A 19,885-nucleotide genomic window follows, 5' to 3' on the forward strand; every position below is an offset into this window, starting at 1 on the left:
GAATCTGGCGCGGCCCAAGCCCTAGCCGTTCACTTAAAGCTCTCTTGCTTGGATAAGGCTTTCGCTCTTCATCCCACCAATAATCAGCAAGTTGCAGCAGCACCGCCAACTGGGTTGGATTCAGGCCCAAACGCTGTTGAGCCCTCAATAGCAGGGAGGGGATAATGCTAAAACCTAGCTTCATCACCTGTTTACCCCATTTTTTCTCTGATGTCTGCGCCGTCTTGTTTCCCGGCAACAGTCTCACGATTTCGGCAGTTTGCCCGTGCTCAGTTTCCATCTGGTTTCCCATCACAATATATCAATCGATGGGTGGGAAATATTCCTAAAAACAGTCAGGTACAATAAGAATCAGGAGTCAAATACGACTAGGGCCACTGGAATAATATGACCCTTAGGTGGAGGCTTGTATGTCCTATTAATAAGCACGACTCTACACAGCATTACGTATACGTAGCACAAACCGAGTAACAGTTAAGGGTCTAGTCTCAGATGTCTAGTGGGTTACGCCCGTTCGGTTCTTTGCATGTTGGTTTAGCTCCCGGTATCGGGGATTTCCTCATGCTTTAGCCGCCCGTGATGTTAGACGTTATCGTTATGCCGCATCTCTATTACCTCCTCAGACAGACCGCCAGAAAACCACCCCAGGGGATTTGCCGGGGTAGCCAGGTCTCGGCAATGCGGGCGAAGCGGTCGCCCCGTGGCAGGAAGATGGCGCTGCCCATACTGACCGCGACGGGGCTGGGGGTAAGCCGGGGTATCCACTCCTCTCTTATCGCTTTCGCGCTGTCCCAGCGGGCACCCCGGTAAGCGCCCCGGCCCTGTTTTTCCCGATACAGCAAGCTGTGCCGGTTGAGCAGGCCGAGCACCACGGCATGGCGGGTAACCCGCCACATCTCCCGCAGGGCGACGACCGGGTCATCCACGAAACAGAGACTGGTGACGGCGCTGCTGTAGTCGAACTGGTTATCGGCAAACGGCAGTGCCCGGCCGTCACCCCGCAGGTAGGTGATGTCGCCGTCCTCGCCCGCCGCGTAGGCAAGTGCCAGAGAGTCCGGATCGAGACCGCTGACCTCCAGGCCCAGCCCGGCAAACCGGCGGCTGAAGTGGCCGGTCCCGCAGCCCACATCAAGGAGTGACGCGCCGACGACCGGGTTCAGCAGGTCACCCAGCAGCGTGAACTCCCGGTCACCGATCCAGCGCCCGCGCGGGGTGTGATACCACGCCTCGTAGGCCGCCGGATCGGTGATGCTGTGCATGGCCGGTTACTCGTTGATGAACTCGATGGCGCGCTCCACCAAATCCTCGGCGTAGAGGTCACGGAAGGAGTGGTCGGCGCCGTCCAGCACCTCCAGTTCGATGGTACCGGCCTCCGCCATGGGGGCCAGTGTCTTGTCCAGCCCCTTGACCACCTGATCCTCGGTGCCGGCGAACACCAGCACCGGCTGGCTGATCCCGGGCAGCAGGTAAGGGGTATCCTGGCGCGGCTCCGGGGCATAGTAGGAGACGAAGGCCTCGGCGGTGACGCTGGTCCCCTTGCAGTAGATGAAATCGGTCTGCTCCATCGGCATCTTCGACTGGCCGGCGGAGACCAGGGCCTGGGCCGACGCCAGCACCGGCGCCAACGGCTTGGCGTAACGCTTTTCATACTCCTCGGCGGCGTATTCCGGACTCCAGGTCTGCGGCGCGACCAGGATCACCTTTTTGACCACCGGGTCGCCCTGTCCGGCGGCAAACCAGGCAGTCTGGTTGCCGCCCCGGGAGTGGCCCAGCAGCACCACCTGTTGCGCCCCTTGGCGTTTCAGCCACTCCAGCCAGAGCCCGATCTCGGTGACCGCATCCGCATGCTTGTGGGCGTGGGGTGTGGCGCACTCGTAGGGACCCTGCCGGTCATTCAGGCCCAGGCCCAGGTTGATCGCCAGGGAACTCAGGCCGTTTTCCTGAAACAGCGTCTGCAGGGCGGTGATGATTTCGCTCTGGTTGTGCGACAGCGTACCGTGGGTGATGAGGATCACCGGTCCGGCGGGCCAGTTTTCGGTCTTTTCAAGACGGGCATTCAGGGTCAGGCCGGCGTCGCTCAGGGTCACCTCCGCGGCCTGGGCCTGAGCAAGAAACAGTACGGCTATCAGAAGAATATAACGGGTCACGTGTTTACCTCTCTGGTCTGTTTTTTTATCAACTCAAAGTTTCGGAGTTCGCAGTACTTGTAGGGTGGATAAGCTTGCGCATCCACCGCCATCCGATTCATGGTGGATGCGCTGATGCTTATCCACCCTACAAAATCAGCGATTCGGGCTTTGTGACAATCCTATAGGGGTCGGAGTCAAATTTGCTGGACATTGTTGTATGAAATGTCCCGTTTCCTTGATCAAATTTGACTCCGACCCCTGTCCTGTCGCCACCGCATTACCGGGTCAATCACAATCATCGTCCGCACTCCCGGACTGATCCTCCGCGAAGGCCTCGTTCACCAGTTGAACCTCGATCGCCACATCGTCGGCGCCAACGCCGATCCCCCGGGTCCAGCGGTTGACATAGCCGGACTTGAACGCCCCGAGATCGAAGCTGCCGCGCTCGACTGTGAAGCGGAAGCGGCCATCGGCTCCGGTGTAGACGCTGCCCAGGGTGACCCGGCTGTCCGAGTCGACCAGGATGATCTCCACCTTCGCCAGGCGATCCCCCTCCTCCGCCACGACCCCGGACAGGGTGGCGGCGTGGAGTGGCGCAAACACCAACAGCAGCGCCGCCCAGGTGCCGTGGCAACCCAACCCGAACCGTTTTTTTGTCCTATCCATCATGCGGGTCTCTCCGGCTGTCGGTCATCATTTAATCCAGCGCCTGTTGCAGGTCGGCGATCAGGTCGCCGGCATCCTCCAGCCCCACCGAGAGGCGCACCATGGCACCGCTGATGCCGCGGCGCGCGCGTTCATCCTCGCTCAGGCCGTGGTGAGTGGTGGTCACCGGCTGGGTCACCAGGCTCTCCACCCCGCCCAGGCTGGCGGCAATGGAGAACAGCTTGAGCCGGTCCACCACCGCAGCCGTTCCGGCCGTGTCGGCATCGATCTCAAGGGTGAGCATGCCGCCAAAGCCGCTCATCTGGCGGGCGGCGAGTTCGTGGCCGGGGAAATCGCCCAGACCGGGGTAGAGCACGCGGCGAATGCGCGGGTGGCGCGTCATGGCGTCGGCGATGGCCTGGGCCGTGGCGTTCTGCTGGCGCACCCGCACCACCAGGGTGCGCAGGCTGCGGGCCAACTGGCTGCAGGTCTCCGGCGCCGGCATCGAGCCCAGGTTCTTGCGCCAGCCCCAGATCGGATCGAGCAGCGCCTTCGACGCCATCAGCGCACCGGCGGTGAGGTCGCTGTGACCGCCCAGGTACTTGGTGGCGCTGTGCACCGCGAAATCGGCGCCCAGCGCCAGCGGCTGCTGGTTGACCGGTGAGGCGAAGGTATTGTCCACCGCCAGCAGGGCGCCGTGGGCGTGCACCTGTTCCGCGATCGCGGCGATATCGAACAGCTCCAGGGCCGGATTGGTGGGTGTCTCCAGGAACACCAGGCGCGCACCCGCCGCCAGCAGCCCGTCCAGGCGATCCAGTTCGGAGCCGAGGATCAGGTGGGTCGGGATGCCCAGCAGCGGCAACTGCTCGGCGATCAGCTCCAGGGTGCCGCCGTAGGCGTCGCCGATACAGACGATCCCTTGCCGGCCATGGGCCAGGAACAGGGCCGCCTCCGCCGCCATGCCGGAGGCGAAGGCAAAGGCCGCTTCCGCCCCCTCCAGGCTGGCCAGTTTCGCCTCCAGCGCCTGGATGGTGGGGTTCAGCCCGTAGCGGGTGTAGAGACTGCCCGCCTGGCGCCCCTCCACCACGTCGAGCAGCGCCGCGGTATTGGCGAACTTGAAGGTTGTCGTTGCGTAAATCGGGGTGTGCGGACTGCCATGACTATCGGCCAGTTCGCCGGCGTGGACACAGCGGGTGGCGAGTTGTTGTGCTTTTGTTTCGGTCATCGGTCGCTCCCTGAGAGTGGTCTATCGAAAGTAGTGTTCATGTTGCGCAGTTCGAGTACCGGTTGCAGCAATGCCGGATCGTCCCACTCGCGCCCGCCGATGGCGCGGTAGACGATGCGTCCCTGCGGATCCACCACGAAGGTGGTAGGCAGGCCCCGGATCGGCCAGGCGCCGCTGACCGAGCCGTCGCTATCGAACAGAATGGGGAACTCCACCGGGTAGCTGCCGGTAAACTGGAACACGCTATCCACATCCTCACCGACATTGACAGCCAGCAGCGCCACCCCTTCGGGTTGCAGCCGCTCCCAGGCGCGCTGCATGGAGGGCATCTCCTCGCGGCAGGGCGGGCACCAGGTGGCCCAGAAGTTGACGATGACCGGCCGGCCGCGCAGATCGGCGAGGCGAACAGCGTTGCCGTCCAGGTCCTGCAGGGTGAAGTCAGGGGCCATCGGCCGCGCCTCGACCGGGGTCAGGGTCTGCGCCGCCGTGGCGGTGAGCGGCAGCAGCAGTACGGCAAGCAGCAGGCGGCGCATCAGGTTCTCTCCTTTCATAATTGACGATCAGGGGCGCACCGCATCCCCGCAAAACGCAGATGCCGCGCTGTGTTGGCTTGCCGCCAGTCGACTTCAAGATCAAAGCTGGCGCCCGGCTCGAGGTTGAAGGTCACCATGCCCATGTTCCAGTCACCGGGTTGAAAGCGCTGCCGGGTCGGAAACAGCGACCAGCGAAAGGCGACACGGGCCGGTTGGGCTACCTCCAGCCGTTGCCACTCCTGTTGCCAGTCGGCCTCCAGCCGCAACGGCCGGGGGCTCCCCCGCGCCGGCATCACCCGCCAGCCGGACAAGTCCAACTCAATGGGGGCGTCGGCGTCGTTGCGGACGACGGCCTGGAAGACGCAGGCCAGGGCCACGGCTTCCGCCTCCCCGGGCCGGAACCCCCGACCCTGAAAATAGGCGCGGGACTGGTCCGGCAGGCGCTGGTTGAAGCTGAACGAGGCGCCGCCAACCCGCCAGGACCAGCTCTCCAGGCCCGTCTCCGGATCGCGGGCGTGCTCGACGCCGGCTTGCGCGGAGGCGCCGAACAGGAGCAGTCCGAGCACAGCGCCAATAGCGTGGTTCGCCATAGAATTCTCCCTTGCGGCCGCGCTGCGATCAGCCCGCCCGCGGGTCGCCGAGGGGCAGGCGCTTGCGGTATATCTCGTAGGTGGTGGGCTCCTCGCTCTGGTAACCGATGCGTTTGAGCCGCGCCTCCTCAACCAGCCCATAGCGCACCACCGCCTCGGCGGTCCAGGCGCGGTCGAGTGCCGCGCCGCTAAATTTGAACTCCTCGCTGCGCGGACGCCCCGGCGGCAGCCGGGTGTCCCAGAGATCGACAATGAACGGCCGCCACATGACCGTCCGTTTCAGTACTTTCTCCTCCTCGGCCAGTACCGCGCCATCCTGGTCCAGCAGCCGCACGCTGAGGACGAAATGCCGGTCCGGGGTGCCGGTGGGCACATAGTGGGCAGCGCCGACGTTGGTGATGGTCAGGCGGTAGCGGTCCGATTTGCCGCTCATCCGTTCGAAGCCGACCTCCACGGCCTTGCGCACCATCTCCGGATCATGGCCGCCGCGCCACACATGCTGCCGCGTCAGCCTCGGCTCGCCGCCGGCCACCAGCGGACGCTCCACCGCCGGCATGTGGCACTCGACGCAGCCCAGGGTGGCCGGATCGACCTGTTCCAGATCCCCGGTGTAGGTCGACGGCTCGCCCCCGCCGGTACGGATTTCGGCGACCGTGCCACAGGGCGGAAAGCGGAAGAAGGTGTCCCAACGCTCGCCACCCACCAGATGACATTGTATGCACACCTGGTTGCCGCTGCTGATTTGCCGCACCGGGTGGGCATCGCTTTCGCTGCCGTACGGGCCGAGAATCTGTCCCTCGCGCAGGTGGCAGGCGGCGCAGGTGACACCCTGGTGTTGCAGGCCAGGGTCAAAATCCGGATTCGGCGCCAGGATCGGGTCCCACTTTTCCTCATCGCGAAAACCGAGCACCCGATGCTCCTGCTGCCGGTCCAGGGGGGTGTGGCAGTTCTTGCAGACCTGCTGGCTGCCGTCGAATTGCCAGTCCGCCTGGAAATAGGGGTCGGTCCACGCCTGGCTGTGCATGCTGGTGCGCCACTCCTCATAAAATGCCGCATGGCATTCGCCGCAGCTCTCCGCCTTGAGGTCACCAAGCACGGCGGGCGCCGCGCTGGTATCCACGGGCCGCTCGAAGGCGGGAGCGACCACGAAGATGTTCAGCGGGCGCACGAAGCGCCAGCCCAGGAAGGCGGCCAGCGCCAACAGGACAGCGCCGAGGATGATGGTCTTTCGCTTCATGAAATTTTCCGATTCATCAAAAGGTATAACTCAGCCATCGTAGGGTGGGTTAGCGGCGCACAGACACAGAACTTCCAGACCACGATAACGCTTGGGCGCCGCGTAACCCACCGAATTCTCGACCACCAAACGGTGGGTTACGGCGCGCGTACGGTCCAATGCCAACGGCCATCCCCGGCGCACGGCGCGCCTAACCCACCCTACGGGAGCGCTGGGCCGCAACACCCTACATCTATTGGGCGCTGCGTAACCCACGAATTCCTCAAAAGGCATAACGCAGGGTCATGTAGACGTTGTCGTTATCCCCCAGAACGCCGAACTGGCCGCTGCGATCGCCCACCACCAGGTTCGCCCCGACCTCGCCCCACAGGGCGTCGCTGAAGGCGTAGCGGGCGGATGGGATGAGGTAGCCGTCCCCCTCGCTGATGCCCCAGAAGGCGAACAGGCTCAGGCGCAGGGTCTGGTGCATCTGGAACCGGGTGAGGCGCAGGGTCGCCACGCCGCGCAGCTCGTCGCGTTCGGGCTGCCCCGCCGGCAGGGTGCGCCGGTAGGCGGCGTGGTCGTGCATCCACTCCACATAGCCCTGCACCCCGAGGGTGGTGTCGGCGCCGATCTGGCGGCTGTAGCCGGCCAGCAGCCGCGTCTGGCTGTTCCCGATAGCGGGATCGTTGCCGTCACGATCATCGACCGAGTCGTAATAGCCTGCCTCCAGGCTGAGCACGCCGCTGCCCAGCGGACCCGAGAGGCTCGCGCCGACGGCGTTGAGGCGCGGAAACCCGCCTTGCCACCCGGCTCCCACTTGGCGTAACGCCGGGGCGCGGTAGTGGGTGCGGGAGAGATACAACGCCCCGTCCCAACTGCCGACGTAGCGCGAGACCCGCAACCCGACCTCCAGCCCCGACGGCTCGTCCAGCTCGGCCTGGATCGCCTGGCCCGGGAGGACGAAACGCTCCCGGTCCGGCAGGCGGTCCGGGCGAAAGTCGGCCAGCACCAGTTGCACATCGGCAAAGTCCGGGAACAGGTCGAGGCGCATCGCGTCGCTGCCGCGTTTCAGATACTCCAGCGGCAGGCCGCCGTAGAAGGCCGTCCAGTCCTTGGGGAAGGTGTCGTTGATGAACAGCAGGTCCGCCACCCCCCAGGTGACCACCTGACGGCCAGCGCGGACACTGTAGCGATCAGCATTGTAGTCGGCGTACAGCTCACGGACATCCGCCTCTGATTCGCCCAGTGCGGCGTCGTGCAACAGGTCGATCTTGCCGGCATAGCCCAGCGCCCCTGCAAAACCGCCGCCTTCCGCCTTGAGTTGCAGGCGCTGCTCATTGAAGGGCAAGTCGCAGGCGGTTCCCGGATCACAGTCCACGCCACCGAGGCGCGCCGCCCCGTGGGCCTGAAGGAAGCCGTGGATTTCAGGTATCTCCAGGGGGGGCGCCTCCGCCGCGCCGGCGGGAAGCCCCGCGCCCCAGGCCAGGACACCCGCCAGGGCGAAGTGAAGGATGGATGGCGTTTGCCTGGTAAGTGCCGGGCTAACCACGCATGTGGGCGCGTTACCCCCGGCAGAGGGCGTCTGCGGCCATGGATGGCCGCAGCGAGCCCCCAGGGATGGGTTTACGGCGTCCCTCTGCCGGGGGTAACACACCCACTTCCGGACTATTCCAGGGTGGTTGACCAGATGTTTGCATTCCCGGCTCATCGTATCCACTGCCGTGGTGGGCGTTGCAGATAGCGCTCGCTGAACAGGTCATCGTTAAGCCCGACGCCGTAGTTTATCTCGTCATACACCACCTCGGTGTGGTGGCCGCTCTGGGCGTCACGCATGGTACGCTGGGTGACGGTCCAGTGGCCGTCCACCTCGCGCACCGCGTCGGCGGTGAAGGTGCGCAGCAGCTCGCCGCGGCCGTCGTAGTACTCCTCCTTGAGCGGCAGCCAGCGCTCCCGGTCGACCCAGGAGAGGCGGCGCACGTAGTCCGCCTTGGCCTTCGGCACGCTCTCGATCCGGTAGACCGGCCGGCCATCCAGATCCGTCTCATCCAGCAGACTGTGGCTCTCGTCGCCTACCTCGCGGCCCGAGACGTCCTCGTAGGTGAAGTCCGAGCCGACGAAGGAGGAGCGCTTGTCATCGGCGGCGATGCGTCTGACCAGCTTGATGGCCGGGATGAAGATCCAGCGGTCATCCTCCCGGGCCGGGTATTTCCACACCATGAAGGTGGTGCCCTTCACGTCGGCCGGTTCGTGAAAGTAGATGTAGTAGCGCTGCTCGCCCGCGCCGCCCAGGTCCTTGCGCAGCAGGGTCATTACCCGCCGGCGCTCCTTGCCCTGGGGATTGACCAGCCGCATGGTGGCCCGGGTACGCTGGTCGTCTCCGGAGTAGTAGAAGGTTTCCAGGGAGCGGGCGATGATGTCGTCGGCGCCGGGTTGCGCCTGTACGCTGGCCGCCGAAACGAGGGCCAAGGTCAGGATCAGCGCCAGGAATGAGCTAAGAAATTTCATCACGATATCTCCTTCAGGCGGTCGCCGGCTGCTGCCGCCAGAGCCGGCCGTGGGTCAGTTTCAACAGTCCCGGCAACAGCCCCAGGGCGGTGAGGCCGGAAAACAGCATCAGCAGGGCGAAGAACACCCCCACCGTCTTGTAGGGGCCGAGCGGCGAGAACATCATCGGCGAGAAGCCCACGGCAATCACCCAGGCGTTGCGCGCGATGGCACGGGCGGTCTCGCCGAACACCACGCCGTTGGTTGCCGCCAGATCCCCGCCGAGGCGCGACAGATTGAGCCGGTAACGCTGGATGAAGTGGATGGCGAAATCGATGGAGAGCCCCAGGGTCAGGGCCGAGCAGACCGCCATGGGCATGTCGTACTCCTTGCCCACGAAGGCGGCCAGGCCATAGGAGAGGGTGATGGCGAAGACCAGCGGCAGCATGGAGAGCAGCGCCAGCACTGGGGAGCGGAACAGCAGCAGCATCATGGCGAATACCGCCAGGAAGCCCCCCAGCACCGCGTTCATCATCCCCACCACCATCTCGTCCTGCCACACCTTGTTGATATAGGTGAGGCCCGACCACTCCACCTGGATACCCGGCGGTGGCGGCTCCACGCGCAGCTGGTCGTCTATCAGCGCCACCACCCGCGCCATCTCCCGGTTGTCGCCGGCGCGCATCTGTACCCAGATGTTGGCGGTGCGGTAGTCATAATCGACAAAGTTGTCCAGGTCCCCGGCATCCCCGGCGGTCTCGTACAGGAACAGGTACTGGGCCAGTTCGTCGGTCTCGCCCGGGAGTTGCCGGGACTGCGGATCGGCATCGTGAACCACATAGTTCACCTGCTTGATGACATCCGCCAGGGAGGAGGTCTTGCCCACCTCGGGATCGGACTCCAGCACCCGCTGCAGTTTCTCGATGTAGCGCATCACCTCGGGCCGCTTCATGGCGCCCTCGGCATCGCCCTGGATCAGCAGGTAGGCCATGTAGGTGCCGCCGAACTGGCGGTTCATCACCCGGTCGGCAATGCGGATATCGTGACTCTCGGGGAACCAGGCCACCGGGTTGTCGTTGACCACGGTACGCGACACCCCCCAGAAGCCCAGGCCCAGCACCAGGGCGGAGATCAGCGCCACCGGCACGGCGCGGCCGAAGGCGAAACCACCGAAGCCGCGCAGCACTGCGCCGAGACGCCCGCCCTCGTGGTCCAGGGCGCCGATGGCCCTCTGCAGGCGCTCCTCCTTGATCAGCATGATCGAGGCGGGGACCAGGGTGAGGGTAAGCAGCAGGGCGGCCAGGATACCGATGGCGACGAAGGCGCCGAACACCTGTACCGGCGGGATGTCGGCCAGCAACAGCGAGGCAAAGCCGGCGGCCGAGGTCAGGGAGGTGTAGAGCATCGGGGTGTAGAGCTCCTCGATGCTCTCGCGCAGGGCCGCGCGCCGGTCCCCGAGGCGCGGATAGCGGTCGTAGAAGTCACTCAGGATATGGACCGAGTCGAGCACGGCGATGGGCATCAGGAACACCGGGATCATGCTGGACATGATATGCACCGTGTAGCCCATGCCGATCAGCAGCCCCATGCCCCAGACCACGGTGAGCATGGCCACGCCCATCACCGGCAGCACCAGGGTGAACTTGCGGAAGACAAACCACAGCAGCAGGAACAACACGCCGCCACTGGCCGGCGAGACGATAGCCATCTGGCTGAACATCTCAATGCCGAAGCTGTCCTCGGCGATCGGTAGCCCCGCCAGATGGTAGTCCTGTTGTGAGTCGAGTTCCTCATCCAGGATGGCGCGCAGCTCACCGCCGATGCGCGCCGCCTGGTCCTTGCGCTCGATCGGGATGTAGACCGCCAGTGCGGTACCGTCGGCGGAGGCCAACTTGTCGCTGAACAGCGGATTGTCGGCGATGGCGGCGCGTAGCGCCGCGATCTCCGCCGCGTCATCCGGGACCGCCTGCATCAGCGGGCGCACCTCCAGCAGCCCGCCCTTTGAGCGCACGTCGTCGCTGGTAGTGAGGCTGATCACATCCGCGGTGATCACCCCCTTGAGCCCCAGCAGCCGATCCACCACCCGCGCCACCCGGGCCAGCGGGTCGGGCCGGAACATCCCCGCCTCGTCGGTGATGCCGAGCACGATCAGGTCGTTGATGCCGAAGTCCTGCTTGGCGCGGTTGTAGAGCACCCGGTCGGCCTGATCGACGGGCAGCATGTTCTCGGGATCCGTGTCGATGTGGATCTTCGGAAACTGGATACCAAAGAGAAGGGTCGCCAGCAAAACAAGACCGATGGTGGCCTTTGGAAAGTCCATCGATAACCAGATGAGCCGTTTAAGCATCTCGTACTCCCGGTAATTATTGTTGATGAGTAACTACTCACGAGGTGATTGGCCTGCCTTGCCGGCGACGTGAACGGATTCACTAATGCCGCGGGGGCAGGGATGCCCAGGAACGGCCTCACACGATGGCTTGTTTCCTCGAATCCGGCCCAATGGCGCTTACTTAAGGCGAATTGCAGGATTTCCGTCATTCCGGCCTGCGCCGGGATGACGGTGGTTCTTGGCTTAGGTAAGTGCCATCAAGATCGGCCAACAAGGCAGGCCTATCACTCACAGACCAAGCGAGTAGTTACGTTGATAATCAAATTTCACCCTTCAAAACACCAGCGTCCTGTCGGCGGCCAGGGTGCGCTCCGCCAGCTCCGCCATGGTGCCGCGGCGGGCCCCTTCGATGATCTCCCCGTCGCTCAGGCCGCGGGCGTCCATGCAGGTCCCGCACAACAGCACCTCGCCCTGGCGGGCCACCGATTGCACCATCAGCTCCAGGTTGTAGTAGCCCTGGGGAACCTTCTGCCCCGCCTTGGCGCAGGCCACGGCATCGGCCATCAGGAAGATCGAGACCTCGGCCTCCTTGCTGGCCCCCGTTCCAAATAGCGCCTTGGCCAGGCGCAGGCCATTGAAACTGCGCTCGGTGCCGTAGGGTGGGTCATTGAGTATGATCAGAATCTTCATTTGTAAATCTCCGGTAATAAAAGGGGCATCATCGGAATTCCCTGGATTATTCGGTTGCCTGAGCCGTGCTTTGCGACGGTGCCGTGCTTTGCATCGGCGCAGCGGTATGTACCGGCAACGCCGCCTTGTGCCACTCGGCCATGCCACCAGCCACCACATGCACCTCGGCAAAACCCTCGCCGGCAAGGATTTGGGCGGCCTTTTTGGAGCGCCGATCGGTGGTGCAGATCAGCGCGACCGGCTGTTCCTGGTAATCGGCAAGCTCGGTCAGACGCGCTTCCAGCGCTTCTAATGGGATATTGCGGGAGCCGGCGATGTGGCCCATCTCGCCCCGGTAGTCGGCCTCGCTGCGCACATCCAGCAACAGCAGCGGTTCGCCCTTCTCCAGGCGGTCGTTCAATTCGTTGATGCCCAGGGTCGGACCCTGCCGCAGGCGGCCGATAATCCGCGGCAGAAAGGCCACGATGGCCAGCAGCGCCAGCGCCATCAGGCCCTTCTGGATCAACCCCTCGCCACCGGCCAGCGCCTCGCGCCCGGCGTAGCCCAGCCAGGTGTAGGCCAGGGCGCCCGGCAGCATGCACAGGTAGGTGGCGACCAGGTAGTGGAGCAGGCGGATACGGGTGAGACCCAGGGCATAGTTGAGCAGATTGAATGGGAACAGCGGCACCAGGCGCACGAAGGCGACAAAGCGCCAACCCTCCTGCTCGACGCCCGCCTTGAGTTGCCCGAGCCGGCCCGCGGCCTTGTGTTCCACCCAGTGCGAGGCCAGGTGGCGCGACAGCAGGAACGCCAGCAGCGCCCCCAGGGTGGCGCCGGTGAGGTTCACGAAGGTGCCCACCACCGGCCCGAACAGGGCGCCGCCGGCCAGGGTCAGCATGGAACCAGGCAGAAACAACACCGTGGCAATGGCATAGATCGCCATGAACAGCAGCGGCGCGGCAGCCCCCGCCCCGCCGACCCACTGCTCCAGGGCGGCGGTGTTGAAGCGGTCCCGGTAGAGGATGGCCAGGGCGATACCCGCCGCCAACAAAAGGAACAATGCCAGACGTGTGAATTGCTGTTTCATACTGCTCTTCCCGCGACCGCGGGCTGGCCCGGCGGCGTCAATAGGTGGGACTGATTTTTCGGTATCCATCTACCAGCGTCGGTTGATGGTGTATTCGCCCAGCTGGCGGACAAACGGCAGCATCAGCATGCCGGGGAGCCGGTCCACCTGCTTCGGGTCGCGAAGATCGGCCAGGCCGATCTCCATCGCCACATGGCCCTCCGGCGGCTGCGCCACGTAGGTGCCGAACAGCCGGTCCCACCAGGGCAGGTTGAAACCGAAGTTGGAGTTGGTCAGCGGGGCGTGCACCGAGTGGTGCACCCGGTGCATGTCAGGGGTGACCACGAACAGCCGCAGCACCCGGTCGATCCGCTCCGGGATGCGGATGTTACCGTGGTTGAACATGGCGGTGGCGTTGAGCAGCACCTCGAAGATCACCACCGCCAGCACCGGCGGTCCCAGCACCAGGATGGCGGCGAACTTGATCAGCATGGAGAGGATGATCTCCAGGGGATGAAAGCGCGCCCCGGTGGTGAGGTCATAGTCGAGGTCGGCGTGGTGCACCCGGTGCAGGCGCCAGAGCAGGGGGATGGCGTGCACCATCACGTGCTGCAGCCAGATCACGAAATCCAGTGCCACCACGGCGATGACCACCGTGAACAGATCGGGCAGCCGGTACAGATTGAGCAGCCCCCAGCCGCGTTGTTCGGCCAGGGCGGCGACGCCCACAGCCGCGGCCGGAAACAGCAGCCGCAGCACCACGCTGTTGAGCACCACCAGTCCCAGGTTGCTGGTCCAGCGGACTCCCCGGGAGAGCATGAGGGCACGGCGCGGCACCAGCACCTCCCAGAGCGCTACGGCGGCAAAGATGCCGAAGAAGAAACTCAGCCGTATGCCAACCTCGTTGGCGAGAATCCAGTCATGCCAGTTCATTTGCCACTTTCCTCCGCTGCCTCATCTGTTATAATTTTGATTGATCTGCTATTCAATAGATTACTTGAATAATTGAATACCAAGGACCGAGCCATGTCAACCGCCAATTTCAAACACGATCTGTTCAGTCAGTTTGCGCGTATCGCCAAGGCATTAGGCAATGGTTACCGGTTGGAGCTGTTAGAGTTCCTGGATCAGGGGGAGCGCAGTGTCGATGCCCTGGCCCAGGTTTCCGGTCTCAGCGTGGCCAACACCTCTCAGCATCTGCAGCAACTTCGACAGACGGGGCTGGTCTCCAGCCGCAAGGAGGGGCAAAAGGTCTTTTACCGACTGAGTGGCCCGGACGTATCGGCCCTGCTCAGCTCTCTGAGGGGGGTCGCCGAACGTCACCTGGCCGACGTCAACCGGCTGGTCGACGACTACCTCAAGGTCAAGGACAGCCTGGAACCGATCCCCGCAAACCAACTGCTGGAGCGCGCCCGCGCGGGGCTGGTGACGGTGCTGGATGTACGGCCGCCGGAGGAGTACGCCGCCGGACATCTGCCGGGGGCGATCAATATTCCACTGAAGGATCTGGAAAAACACCTGGATGAACTCCCCCCCTCCCGGGAGGTTGTCGCCTACTGTCGCGGTCCCCATTGCGTGCTGGCGTTCGAGGCGGTGTCCCGGCTGCGCCAGCAAGGTATGAATGCCCGGCGCCTGGAGGGGGGACTGCCGGAGTGGCGCATGGAGGGCCTGCCGGTGGAGCGGGCCTGAGGGAACATTGCTTCAACCAGGATACCCCCGGAGCGCGGTAGCCTGGATGCAATGAAATGGAATGCGTATGAAATGATCAGATCAACAAGCCCCGAATTTCTCGCCTGAGTAGGCCATGAGCTGGTACCTTATCCATCTAGTCAGCGACCGGATCAACAATGCTGCATCGCAACCTCAGCTCACCCTCCAGGCTGTTCACCCTGCTCAGTCTGCTGATGATCGCCCTCATGGTGACCGGCACCGGGATCACCCTGTCGGGTTTTCTGCACCAGGCGATCATCGAACGGGAGTCCCTGATCATCCGCGACTATGTACAGGCGCTGGCGGCCCAGGAAAACGATATCGAACCCGCCCGCCGCTTCGCGCCCCTGACCCGGCTGGCCGATGCGGTGCGGCTGAAACTGTACGATAAAAGCGGTGAAGTGGTCTGGTCGGACGACACCCGGTTCATCGGTACCCAGGCAAAGAGAAACCGGGAGTTCCAGGCCGCGGCGGCCGGCGACATCGGCGTGGTGTTCTACACCGAGAAGGAGCTGCCCGGCGAAGCGGGTGATCCCAATGCCATGCCGGTGGTGGAGTTCTACATGCCGATCCGCATAGCGCGCGTCGGCGCCCCGCCGATAGACGCGGTGCTGGCCCTGTACCGTTCCGCGCGGCCGCTCAATTTTCAGATCCGCCGGGCCATCGTGCTGCAGTGGCTGGTGATCACCCTCGGCGGGGTGTTGCTGTACGTGGCGCTGTTCGCCCTGTTCCGCTCCGTCCTGAGGCGCCAGCAGCGTGCCGAAAGCGCGCTGTCGCGGCTCAGCAGCGAGCATGAACAGATCGTGCAGATGGAGAAACTGTCGGCCGTGGGACAGCTGGTCGGTGAGATCGCCCACCAGATCAATGATCCCCTGGTAGGGGTGATGAACCTGGCCCAGCTGGCCGAGCGCGAGGCCGACGATCCCGTCCGCACCCGCGAGATCCTGTGCGAGATCCAGCAGGCCGGCAGCCACTGCCGCGGCTTCGTGCAGCGCATGCTGGAGTTTAACCGCCTGTCCCATTTCGAGCGGCAACCGGTTGACCTGCGCCAGTTGGTCGAGGGGACGGTGGCGCTGTTCCGCCAGAGCACGCCGGGAAATCCGCAGGTACGGCTGGAACTGCCGGAGACGGCACCGGTCACCGCCGACCCCGTGCTGCTGCGCCATGCGCTGTTCAATCTGCTGACCAATGCCCGGCATGCCGGTGGCGCCGAGGCGCCGATTCATGTTCAACTGGATGAACGGGAGAAGTACTGGTCCCTGAGCGTGTCGGACCAGGGCCCCGGGATCGACGAGGCACACCGGGAACAGCTGTTCACCCCCTTTTTCACCACCCGCGAGGGCGGCGTGGGTCTTGGCCTGTCGGTGGTACGGCACATCCTGGCGCTGCACGGCGGCACGGTGGAGGTGCATAACCTGGCCGGGGGCGGCGCCTGCTTCACCCTGGATATACCCGGCGAGACGGAGCCGGCCAATGCCTGAGAACTCAATTTCGGAGTTCACAAGGCGTCGTTCAGGGCGGGCTATCCCCTTTCCGGGACCGTCGGAGGCAGGGATGCCGACGCGAGCTTACAGGGACGTATTCACAGCGTGTCCCGGAAAGGGGGTGGCCCACCCGGCGCCTGAAACTGAACTCCGGCAACTGAACTCCAAACCTTGAGTTGAGAAAACCCATGCCTGAGAAAAACCAGCGTCGCATCCTGGTGGTCGACGACGAACCCTATACCCGCAGCCTGATCGAGGGGCTGTTCCGCAAGGGCGGTGCACAGGTCCAGCTCGCCTCCAGCGGCAGCGAGGCGGAGCGGCTGTTTCGCCAGGGTGACTACAACCTGGTGATCATGGATCAGCGACTGCCGGATGCCCGGGGTCTTGATCTGTTGCGCCGCATGCTGAAAGAACGACCCCGACAGCAGAGTATCCTGATTACCGGCTTCGCCGACGTGCGCGATGCGGTCAAAGCGGTGCGCGAGGGGGTGTTCGACTACCTGACCAAACCGTTCGAAAACCTGGAGGAGCTGGAGGCGGTGATCGAGAAGGCGCTGGAGCTGGACCAGGCCTACCGGGAGATCAGCAGCCTGCGCGAACGCCTCGGCCAGCAGCGGGATGAACCCCAGCTGATCGGCAACTCGCCCGCCATCGAACGCCTGTTGGCGTTGATCGTCCAGGTGGCGCCACTGGACACCACCGTATTGCTGGAGGGTGAAAGCGGTACCGGCAAGGAGCTGGTGGCGCGGCTGCTGCATGTCCACAGTGGACGACGGGACGGACCGTTTCTCGGGGTCAACTGCGGCGCCCTGCCGGAACCGCTGCTGGAGAGCACCCTGTTCGGCTACGAGAAGGGGGCCTTCACCGGCGCGGCCCGTGCCACCGCCGGTTACTTCGAGGAGGCTGACGGCGGCAGCCTGTTCCTGGATGAGGTGGCCGACATGAGCCCCAAGCTGCAGAGCGGGATGCTGCGGGTGCTGCAGGAGCGCCGCTTCACCCGGCTCGGCAGCACCCGCCTGCTGAGCAGCGACTTCCACCTGATCTGCGCCAGCAACCGGTCGCTGGCCGATGCGGTGGGCGAGGGGGCCTTCCGCGAGGACCTGTTCTACCGCCTCAACGTGGTGGCGTTGCGGCTGCCGCCCCTGCGCGAGCGGCGCGAGGATATCCTGCCGCTGGCCGCGCACTTTCTCGACCACTTCAACGCCAAGTTCGGCAAATCGGTCGGCCCGCTCACCCCCGAGGTGATCCGGCTGCTGGAAGGCCACCCCTGGCCGGGCAATGTGCGCGAGCTGCAGCACACCCTGGAACGGGTGGTGGCGCTGGCCGCCGACGGCCTGATCACCCCGGCCGATCTGCAGGCCCTGGAGCCCACCCCGAACGGGCGCTTCCCGCTCCAGGCGCTGGGCTCCTACGAGGAGGCCCGGGGCGAATTCGAACGCGACTATCTCACCCGCCTGCTGCAGGCGACCGGCGGTAATGTCTCCGAGGCGGCGCGTATCAGCGGCCTGGCGCGCCAGAACCTCTATGTGCGCATGAACCGCTGGGGGCTTGTCTCCGGGTCGTAACAACTGTTATCGGATCGTAACAGTCACCGGTCCGGGCGCCTTTTTATTACCCTCCGTTAGTTGTTGTTTTTATGCGCTTTTCCCGCTTTTCTCCGGTTTGGCACGGGGTTTGTAACGCCTCTACCGTGCCTATCGCACTCTTGGAGGAGAGTAAATGAACAAAACCAGAACCCTGACCACCCTGATCGGCGCCCTGCTGGCCAGCGGCTCCGCGGTCGCCACCGATCTGCAATCCGTCGACTGGTCATCGATTCCGAGTACCGAGCTCACGCTGTTCTATCCCGGCCAGTCGTCCTATGAGTGGATCGTGAATGAAAAGCACGGCCCCGGCGCCACCGAAACCCGCGCCGGCAAGACCTGTCTCGACTGCCACGCCGAGGAGGAGGCCGATATCGGTAACCTCATCGTCAGCGGCGAGAAGCTGGAACCGACACCCATCCCCGGCAAGGCCGGTTCGCTCAAGGTGAAGGTCCAGGCCGCCTTCGACCAGGAGTACCTCTACCTGAAGGCGGTGTGGGCGGCCAGGGAGGCCGGCCAGTATCACGACTACATCGTCTACAGGGACGGCAAGTGGGAGAAAACCGGCAGCCACCGGGTGAGCGGGAAGGTCGCCGCGGGCGTGGAGCCGCCGATCTACGAGGACCGCTTCACCGTCATGCTGGGCGATGGCAGGGGGGTGCCGGAGTTCAATCAGGTCGGCTGCTGGGCCACCTGCCACAACGACATGCGCTTCATGCCCGACCACCCCGACAAGGAGGCGGTGGAGACCCACCCGGTGCTGGGCAAGGGGGGGTTGAAGAAGCATGACATCCGTAAATACCTGCTCAACTCCCGCACCGCGTCCGACCGGACCGGCGGCTGGAACAACACCAAGTCCAGGGAAGAGATCGCCTCGCTGCGCAACAGCGGCGGGTTCCTGGATCTCTGGCAGTGGCGTGCGCACCGCTCCAACCCGGTGGGCATGGCCGATGACGGTTTCGTCGCCGAGTACCGCCTGTTCGACGCCGGCAAGAAGATGTTCTCCGACAACTGGGACAAGCAGACCAACCAGCCCAGGTACATGTTCGACCCGGCCGGCAACGGCGGCAAGCCGCACCTGACCACGGCCGACCTGAAGCAGGCGACACCCGGCTTCTACCTGGGTGATACCAACAAGGTCGCCTACGATCCCGGCTACGCCTGGAAGAACGGTGACGTGCTGGTACGCCGGGTGGTTACCGGCAAGGTCGAAGGCAGCGCCGGCGACAACAACGACGTGCACGGCAGCCATGCCGGCGGCAAGTGGACCCTGGTGTGGAAACGCAAACTGGATACCGGCAACGCGGCGGACGATGTGGCCATGAAACCGGGCCAGAGCTACCCCATCGGGCTGGCGGTACATGACGACCACGTGACCGCTCGCTTCCACTATGTGAGCTTCCCGATGAAGCTGGGGCTGGGCAACGGAGAGGGAGAGATCAATGCCGTCGAGATCAAATGATCCGGCGAAAAAGGAGGGACGGGGGCGCGCCCTGTGGCGCGCCCTCCACGACTTTTTCGAGAAGCCGCTGAACGGCCTGCTGGCCGGCGTTGTGGTTGCCGCCGTGCTGAGCCTATCGTTCGTGGTGGCGGAGGAGCTGAACGTCCGCGCCTCATCCACCGAGTTCTGTATCTCCTGCCACTCCATGGGGGCCTACGTCTATGAGGAGTTCAAGCAGTCGAAACACTACAACACCGCCAGCGGGGTGCGCCCCCAGTGCGGCGACTGCCACGTCTCCAAGCGCTTCTGGCCGGCGGTGTGGGACCATATCATGGGTACCGAGGATCTGATCGGCGAATACTCCCACGACTGGAGCCGGCCCGAGGTGTTCGAGGAGAAGCGTCCGGCGATGGCGGAGAAGGTGCGCATGCAGATGCTCAACAACGACAGCAAGAACTGCCGCGAGTGTCATGTCTGGGAAGCGGTGCAACCCAAACGCAAACGTGGCCAGCGGGCGCACAAGGCGGCCATCGAGGAGGGCAAGACCTGCATCGCCTGCCACTATAACCTGGTGCATAAAAAGGTACCGCTGTCCGACACCTTCAAACAGGCGGTGGACCAGTACGGCAAGCCGGGCAAGGGCCTGTCGTCGGGCGTAGCGCAGACAGGAGACTCTTAGTCTGGTGGAGGGGTGGGCACGCCTTTTGTGCCCACTGGACCGAACCGGCACAGAATCAACGATTGATCAAGGATATTCCGATATCGGCAAGTCTATAGG

At 64.3% G+C, this 19,885-nt stretch carries 19 protein-coding genes; 5 read left to right on the plus strand and 14 right to left on the minus strand.

Annotated elements, in window-relative coordinates:
- The 14 genes from O9K64_RS11030 to O9K64_RS11095 form a co-directional block, all read right to left on the minus strand.
- A partial coding sequence (locus O9K64_RS11030; protein WP_275098120.1) for a helix-turn-helix domain-containing protein occupies positions 1-280 on the minus strand: 280 nt, incomplete at its 3' end.
- Positions 281-611: 331 nt separating this feature from the next.
- The gene (locus O9K64_RS11035; protein ID WP_275098121.1) at positions 612-1,259 is read right to left on the minus strand and encodes a class I SAM-dependent methyltransferase; all 648 of its coding nucleotides are present in this window, start codon (positions 1,257-1,259) and stop codon (positions 612-614) included.
- 6 nt (positions 1,260-1,265) lie between these two features.
- Entirely contained in the window at positions 1,266-2,147 is an 882-nt protein-coding gene (locus tag O9K64_RS11040; protein ID WP_275098122.1) for an alpha/beta hydrolase, read from the minus strand.
- A gap of 267 nt (positions 2,148-2,414) precedes the next feature.
- Positions 2,415-2,798, minus strand: coding sequence for a carboxypeptidase-like regulatory domain-containing protein (locus O9K64_RS11045; RefSeq protein ID WP_275098123.1), 384 nt, complete (start codon positions 2,796-2,798; stop codon positions 2,415-2,417).
- A gap of 28 nt (positions 2,799-2,826) precedes the next feature.
- The gene (locus O9K64_RS11050; RefSeq protein WP_275098124.1) at positions 2,827-3,999 is read right to left on the minus strand and encodes a trans-sulfuration enzyme family protein; all 1,173 of its coding nucleotides are present in this window, start codon (positions 3,997-3,999) and stop codon (positions 2,827-2,829) included.
- On the minus strand, positions 3,996-4,550 hold the full coding sequence (locus tag O9K64_RS11055; protein ID WP_275098125.1) for a peroxiredoxin family protein: 555 nt from the start codon (positions 4,548-4,550) through the stop codon (positions 3,996-3,998). The genes O9K64_RS11050 and O9K64_RS11055 overlap by 4 nt, the downstream gene beginning before the upstream one ends.
- Positions 4,547-5,122 carry a hypothetical protein gene (locus O9K64_RS11060; protein WP_275098126.1) on the minus strand — a complete coding sequence of 192 codons (576 nt, stop codon included), beginning with the start codon at positions 5,120-5,122 and terminating at the stop codon, positions 4,547-4,549. Before O9K64_RS11060 ends, O9K64_RS11055 begins: the two co-directional genes overlap by 4 nt.
- 28 nt (positions 5,123-5,150) lie before the next feature.
- Positions 5,151-6,359: a multiheme c-type cytochrome gene (locus tag O9K64_RS11065; RefSeq protein WP_275098127.1), complete on the minus strand. Its 1,209-nt coding sequence runs from the start codon at positions 6,357-6,359 to the stop codon at positions 5,151-5,153.
- Positions 6,360-6,621: 262 nt separating this feature from the next.
- Positions 6,622-7,890 carry a hypothetical protein gene (locus tag O9K64_RS11070; RefSeq protein WP_275098128.1) on the minus strand — a complete coding sequence of 423 codons (1,269 nt, stop codon included), beginning with the start codon at positions 7,888-7,890 and terminating at the stop codon, positions 6,622-6,624.
- A 155-nt stretch (positions 7,891-8,045) separates the two neighbouring features.
- Positions 8,046-8,846: an outer membrane lipoprotein-sorting protein gene (locus tag O9K64_RS11075; RefSeq protein ID WP_275098129.1), complete on the minus strand. Its 801-nt coding sequence runs from the start codon at positions 8,844-8,846 to the stop codon at positions 8,046-8,048.
- Between the two features lie 13 nt (positions 8,847-8,859).
- The gene (locus O9K64_RS11080; RefSeq protein ID WP_275098130.1) at positions 8,860-11,172 is read right to left on the minus strand and encodes an efflux RND transporter permease subunit; all 2,313 of its coding nucleotides are present in this window, start codon (positions 11,170-11,172) and stop codon (positions 8,860-8,862) included.
- Positions 11,173-11,487: 315 nt separating this feature from the next.
- Positions 11,488-11,844 (minus strand): DsrE/DsrF/TusD sulfur relay family protein, encoded by a 357-nt coding sequence (locus O9K64_RS11085; protein ID WP_275098131.1) that lies wholly within the window; start codon positions 11,842-11,844, stop codon positions 11,488-11,490.
- Between the two features lie 46 nt (positions 11,845-11,890).
- Complete coding sequence (locus tag O9K64_RS11090) at positions 11,891-12,910, minus strand: VTT domain-containing protein (RefSeq protein WP_275098132.1); 1,020 nt, start codon at positions 12,908-12,910, stop codon at positions 11,891-11,893.
- Between the two features lie 69 nt (positions 12,911-12,979).
- On the minus strand, positions 12,980-13,822 hold the full coding sequence (locus O9K64_RS11095; RefSeq protein ID WP_275098133.1) for a sterol desaturase family protein: 843 nt from the start codon (positions 13,820-13,822) through the stop codon (positions 12,980-12,982).
- 93 nt (positions 13,823-13,915) lie between these two features.
- On the opposite strand from O9K64_RS11095, the gene O9K64_RS11100 reads away from it, so the two are divergent.
- The 5 genes from O9K64_RS11100 (at position 13,916) to O9K64_RS11120 (ending at position 19,786) form a co-directional block, all read left to right on the plus strand.
- Complete coding sequence (locus O9K64_RS11100; RefSeq protein WP_275098134.1) at positions 13,916-14,578, plus strand: ArsR/SmtB family transcription factor; 663 nt, start codon at positions 13,916-13,918, stop codon at positions 14,576-14,578.
- Between the two features lie 158 nt (positions 14,579-14,736).
- The gene (locus O9K64_RS11105) at positions 14,737-16,080 is read left to right on the plus strand and encodes a sensor histidine kinase (protein ID WP_275098135.1); all 1,344 of its coding nucleotides are present in this window, start codon (positions 14,737-14,739) and stop codon (positions 16,078-16,080) included.
- Between the two features lie 191 nt (positions 16,081-16,271).
- The gene (locus tag O9K64_RS11110; protein ID WP_275098136.1) at positions 16,272-17,648 is read left to right on the plus strand and encodes a sigma-54-dependent transcriptional regulator; all 1,377 of its coding nucleotides are present in this window, start codon (positions 16,272-16,274) and stop codon (positions 17,646-17,648) included.
- Positions 17,649-17,802: 154 nt separating this feature from the next.
- Positions 17,803-19,128: an ethylbenzene dehydrogenase-related protein gene (locus tag O9K64_RS11115; protein ID WP_275098137.1), complete on the plus strand. Its 1,326-nt coding sequence runs from the start codon at positions 17,803-17,805 to the stop codon at positions 19,126-19,128.
- Positions 19,109-19,786 carry a NapC/NirT family cytochrome c gene (locus O9K64_RS11120; RefSeq protein ID WP_275098138.1) on the plus strand — a complete coding sequence of 226 codons (678 nt, stop codon included), beginning with the start codon at positions 19,109-19,111 and terminating at the stop codon, positions 19,784-19,786. The genes O9K64_RS11115 and O9K64_RS11120 overlap by 20 nt, the downstream gene beginning before the upstream one ends.
- The last annotated feature ends 99 nt before the right edge of the window (positions 19,787-19,885 follow it).

The sequence above is a fragment of the Sedimenticola hydrogenitrophicus genome (assembly GCF_029017505.1).
GTDB classification, from domain to species: Bacteria; Pseudomonadota; Gammaproteobacteria; order Chromatiales; family Chromatiaceae; genus Sedimenticola; species Sedimenticola hydrogenitrophicus_A.

What these genes read in the sequence shown, in the direction of transcription:
- O9K64_RS11035 (WP_275098121.1), bottom strand. Translation starts at nt 1,259, where the DNA reads ATGCACAGCATCACCGATCCGGCGGCCTACGAGGCGTGGTATCACACC.
- O9K64_RS11045 (WP_275098123.1), bottom strand. Translation starts at nt 2,798, where the DNA reads ATGATGGATAGGACAAAAAAACGGTTCGGGTTGGGTTGCCACGGCACC.
- O9K64_RS11050 (WP_275098124.1), bottom strand. Translation starts at nt 3,999, where the DNA reads ATGACCGAAACAAAAGCACAACAACTCGCCACCCGCTGTGTCCACGCC.
- O9K64_RS11055 (WP_275098125.1), bottom strand. Translation starts at nt 4,550, where the DNA reads ATGAAAGGAGAGAACCTGATGCGCCGCCTGCTGCTTGCCGTACTGCTG.
- O9K64_RS11060 (WP_275098126.1), bottom strand. Translation starts at nt 5,122, where the DNA reads ATGGCGAACCACGCTATTGGCGCTGTGCTCGGACTGCTCCTGTTCGGC.
- O9K64_RS11065 (WP_275098127.1), bottom strand. Translation starts at nt 6,359, where the DNA reads ATGAAGCGAAAGACCATCATCCTCGGCGCTGTCCTGTTGGCGCTGGCC.
- O9K64_RS11075 (WP_275098129.1), bottom strand. Translation starts at nt 8,846, where the DNA reads ATGAAATTTCTTAGCTCATTCCTGGCGCTGATCCTGACCTTGGCCCTC.
- O9K64_RS11080 (WP_275098130.1), bottom strand. Translation starts at nt 11,172, where the DNA reads ATGCTTAAACGGCTCATCTGGTTATCGATGGACTTTCCAAAGGCCACC.
- O9K64_RS11085 (WP_275098131.1), bottom strand. Translation starts at nt 11,844, where the DNA reads ATGAAGATTCTGATCATACTCAATGACCCACCCTACGGCACCGAGCGC.
- O9K64_RS11090 (WP_275098132.1), bottom strand. Translation starts at nt 12,910, where the DNA reads ATGAAACAGCAATTCACACGTCTGGCATTGTTCCTTTTGTTGGCGGCG.
- O9K64_RS11095 (WP_275098133.1), bottom strand. Translation starts at nt 13,822, where the DNA reads ATGAACTGGCATGACTGGATTCTCGCCAACGAGGTTGGCATACGGCTG.
- O9K64_RS11100 (WP_275098134.1), top strand. Translation starts at nt 13,916, where the DNA reads ATGTCAACCGCCAATTTCAAACACGATCTGTTCAGTCAGTTTGCGCGT.
- O9K64_RS11105 (WP_275098135.1), top strand. Translation starts at nt 14,737, where the DNA reads ATGCTGCATCGCAACCTCAGCTCACCCTCCAGGCTGTTCACCCTGCTC.
- O9K64_RS11110 (WP_275098136.1), top strand. Translation starts at nt 16,272, where the DNA reads ATGCCTGAGAAAAACCAGCGTCGCATCCTGGTGGTCGACGACGAACCC.
- O9K64_RS11115 (WP_275098137.1), top strand. Translation starts at nt 17,803, where the DNA reads ATGAACAAAACCAGAACCCTGACCACCCTGATCGGCGCCCTGCTGGCC.
- O9K64_RS11120 (WP_275098138.1), top strand. Translation starts at nt 19,109, where the DNA reads ATGCCGTCGAGATCAAATGATCCGGCGAAAAAGGAGGGACGGGGGCGC.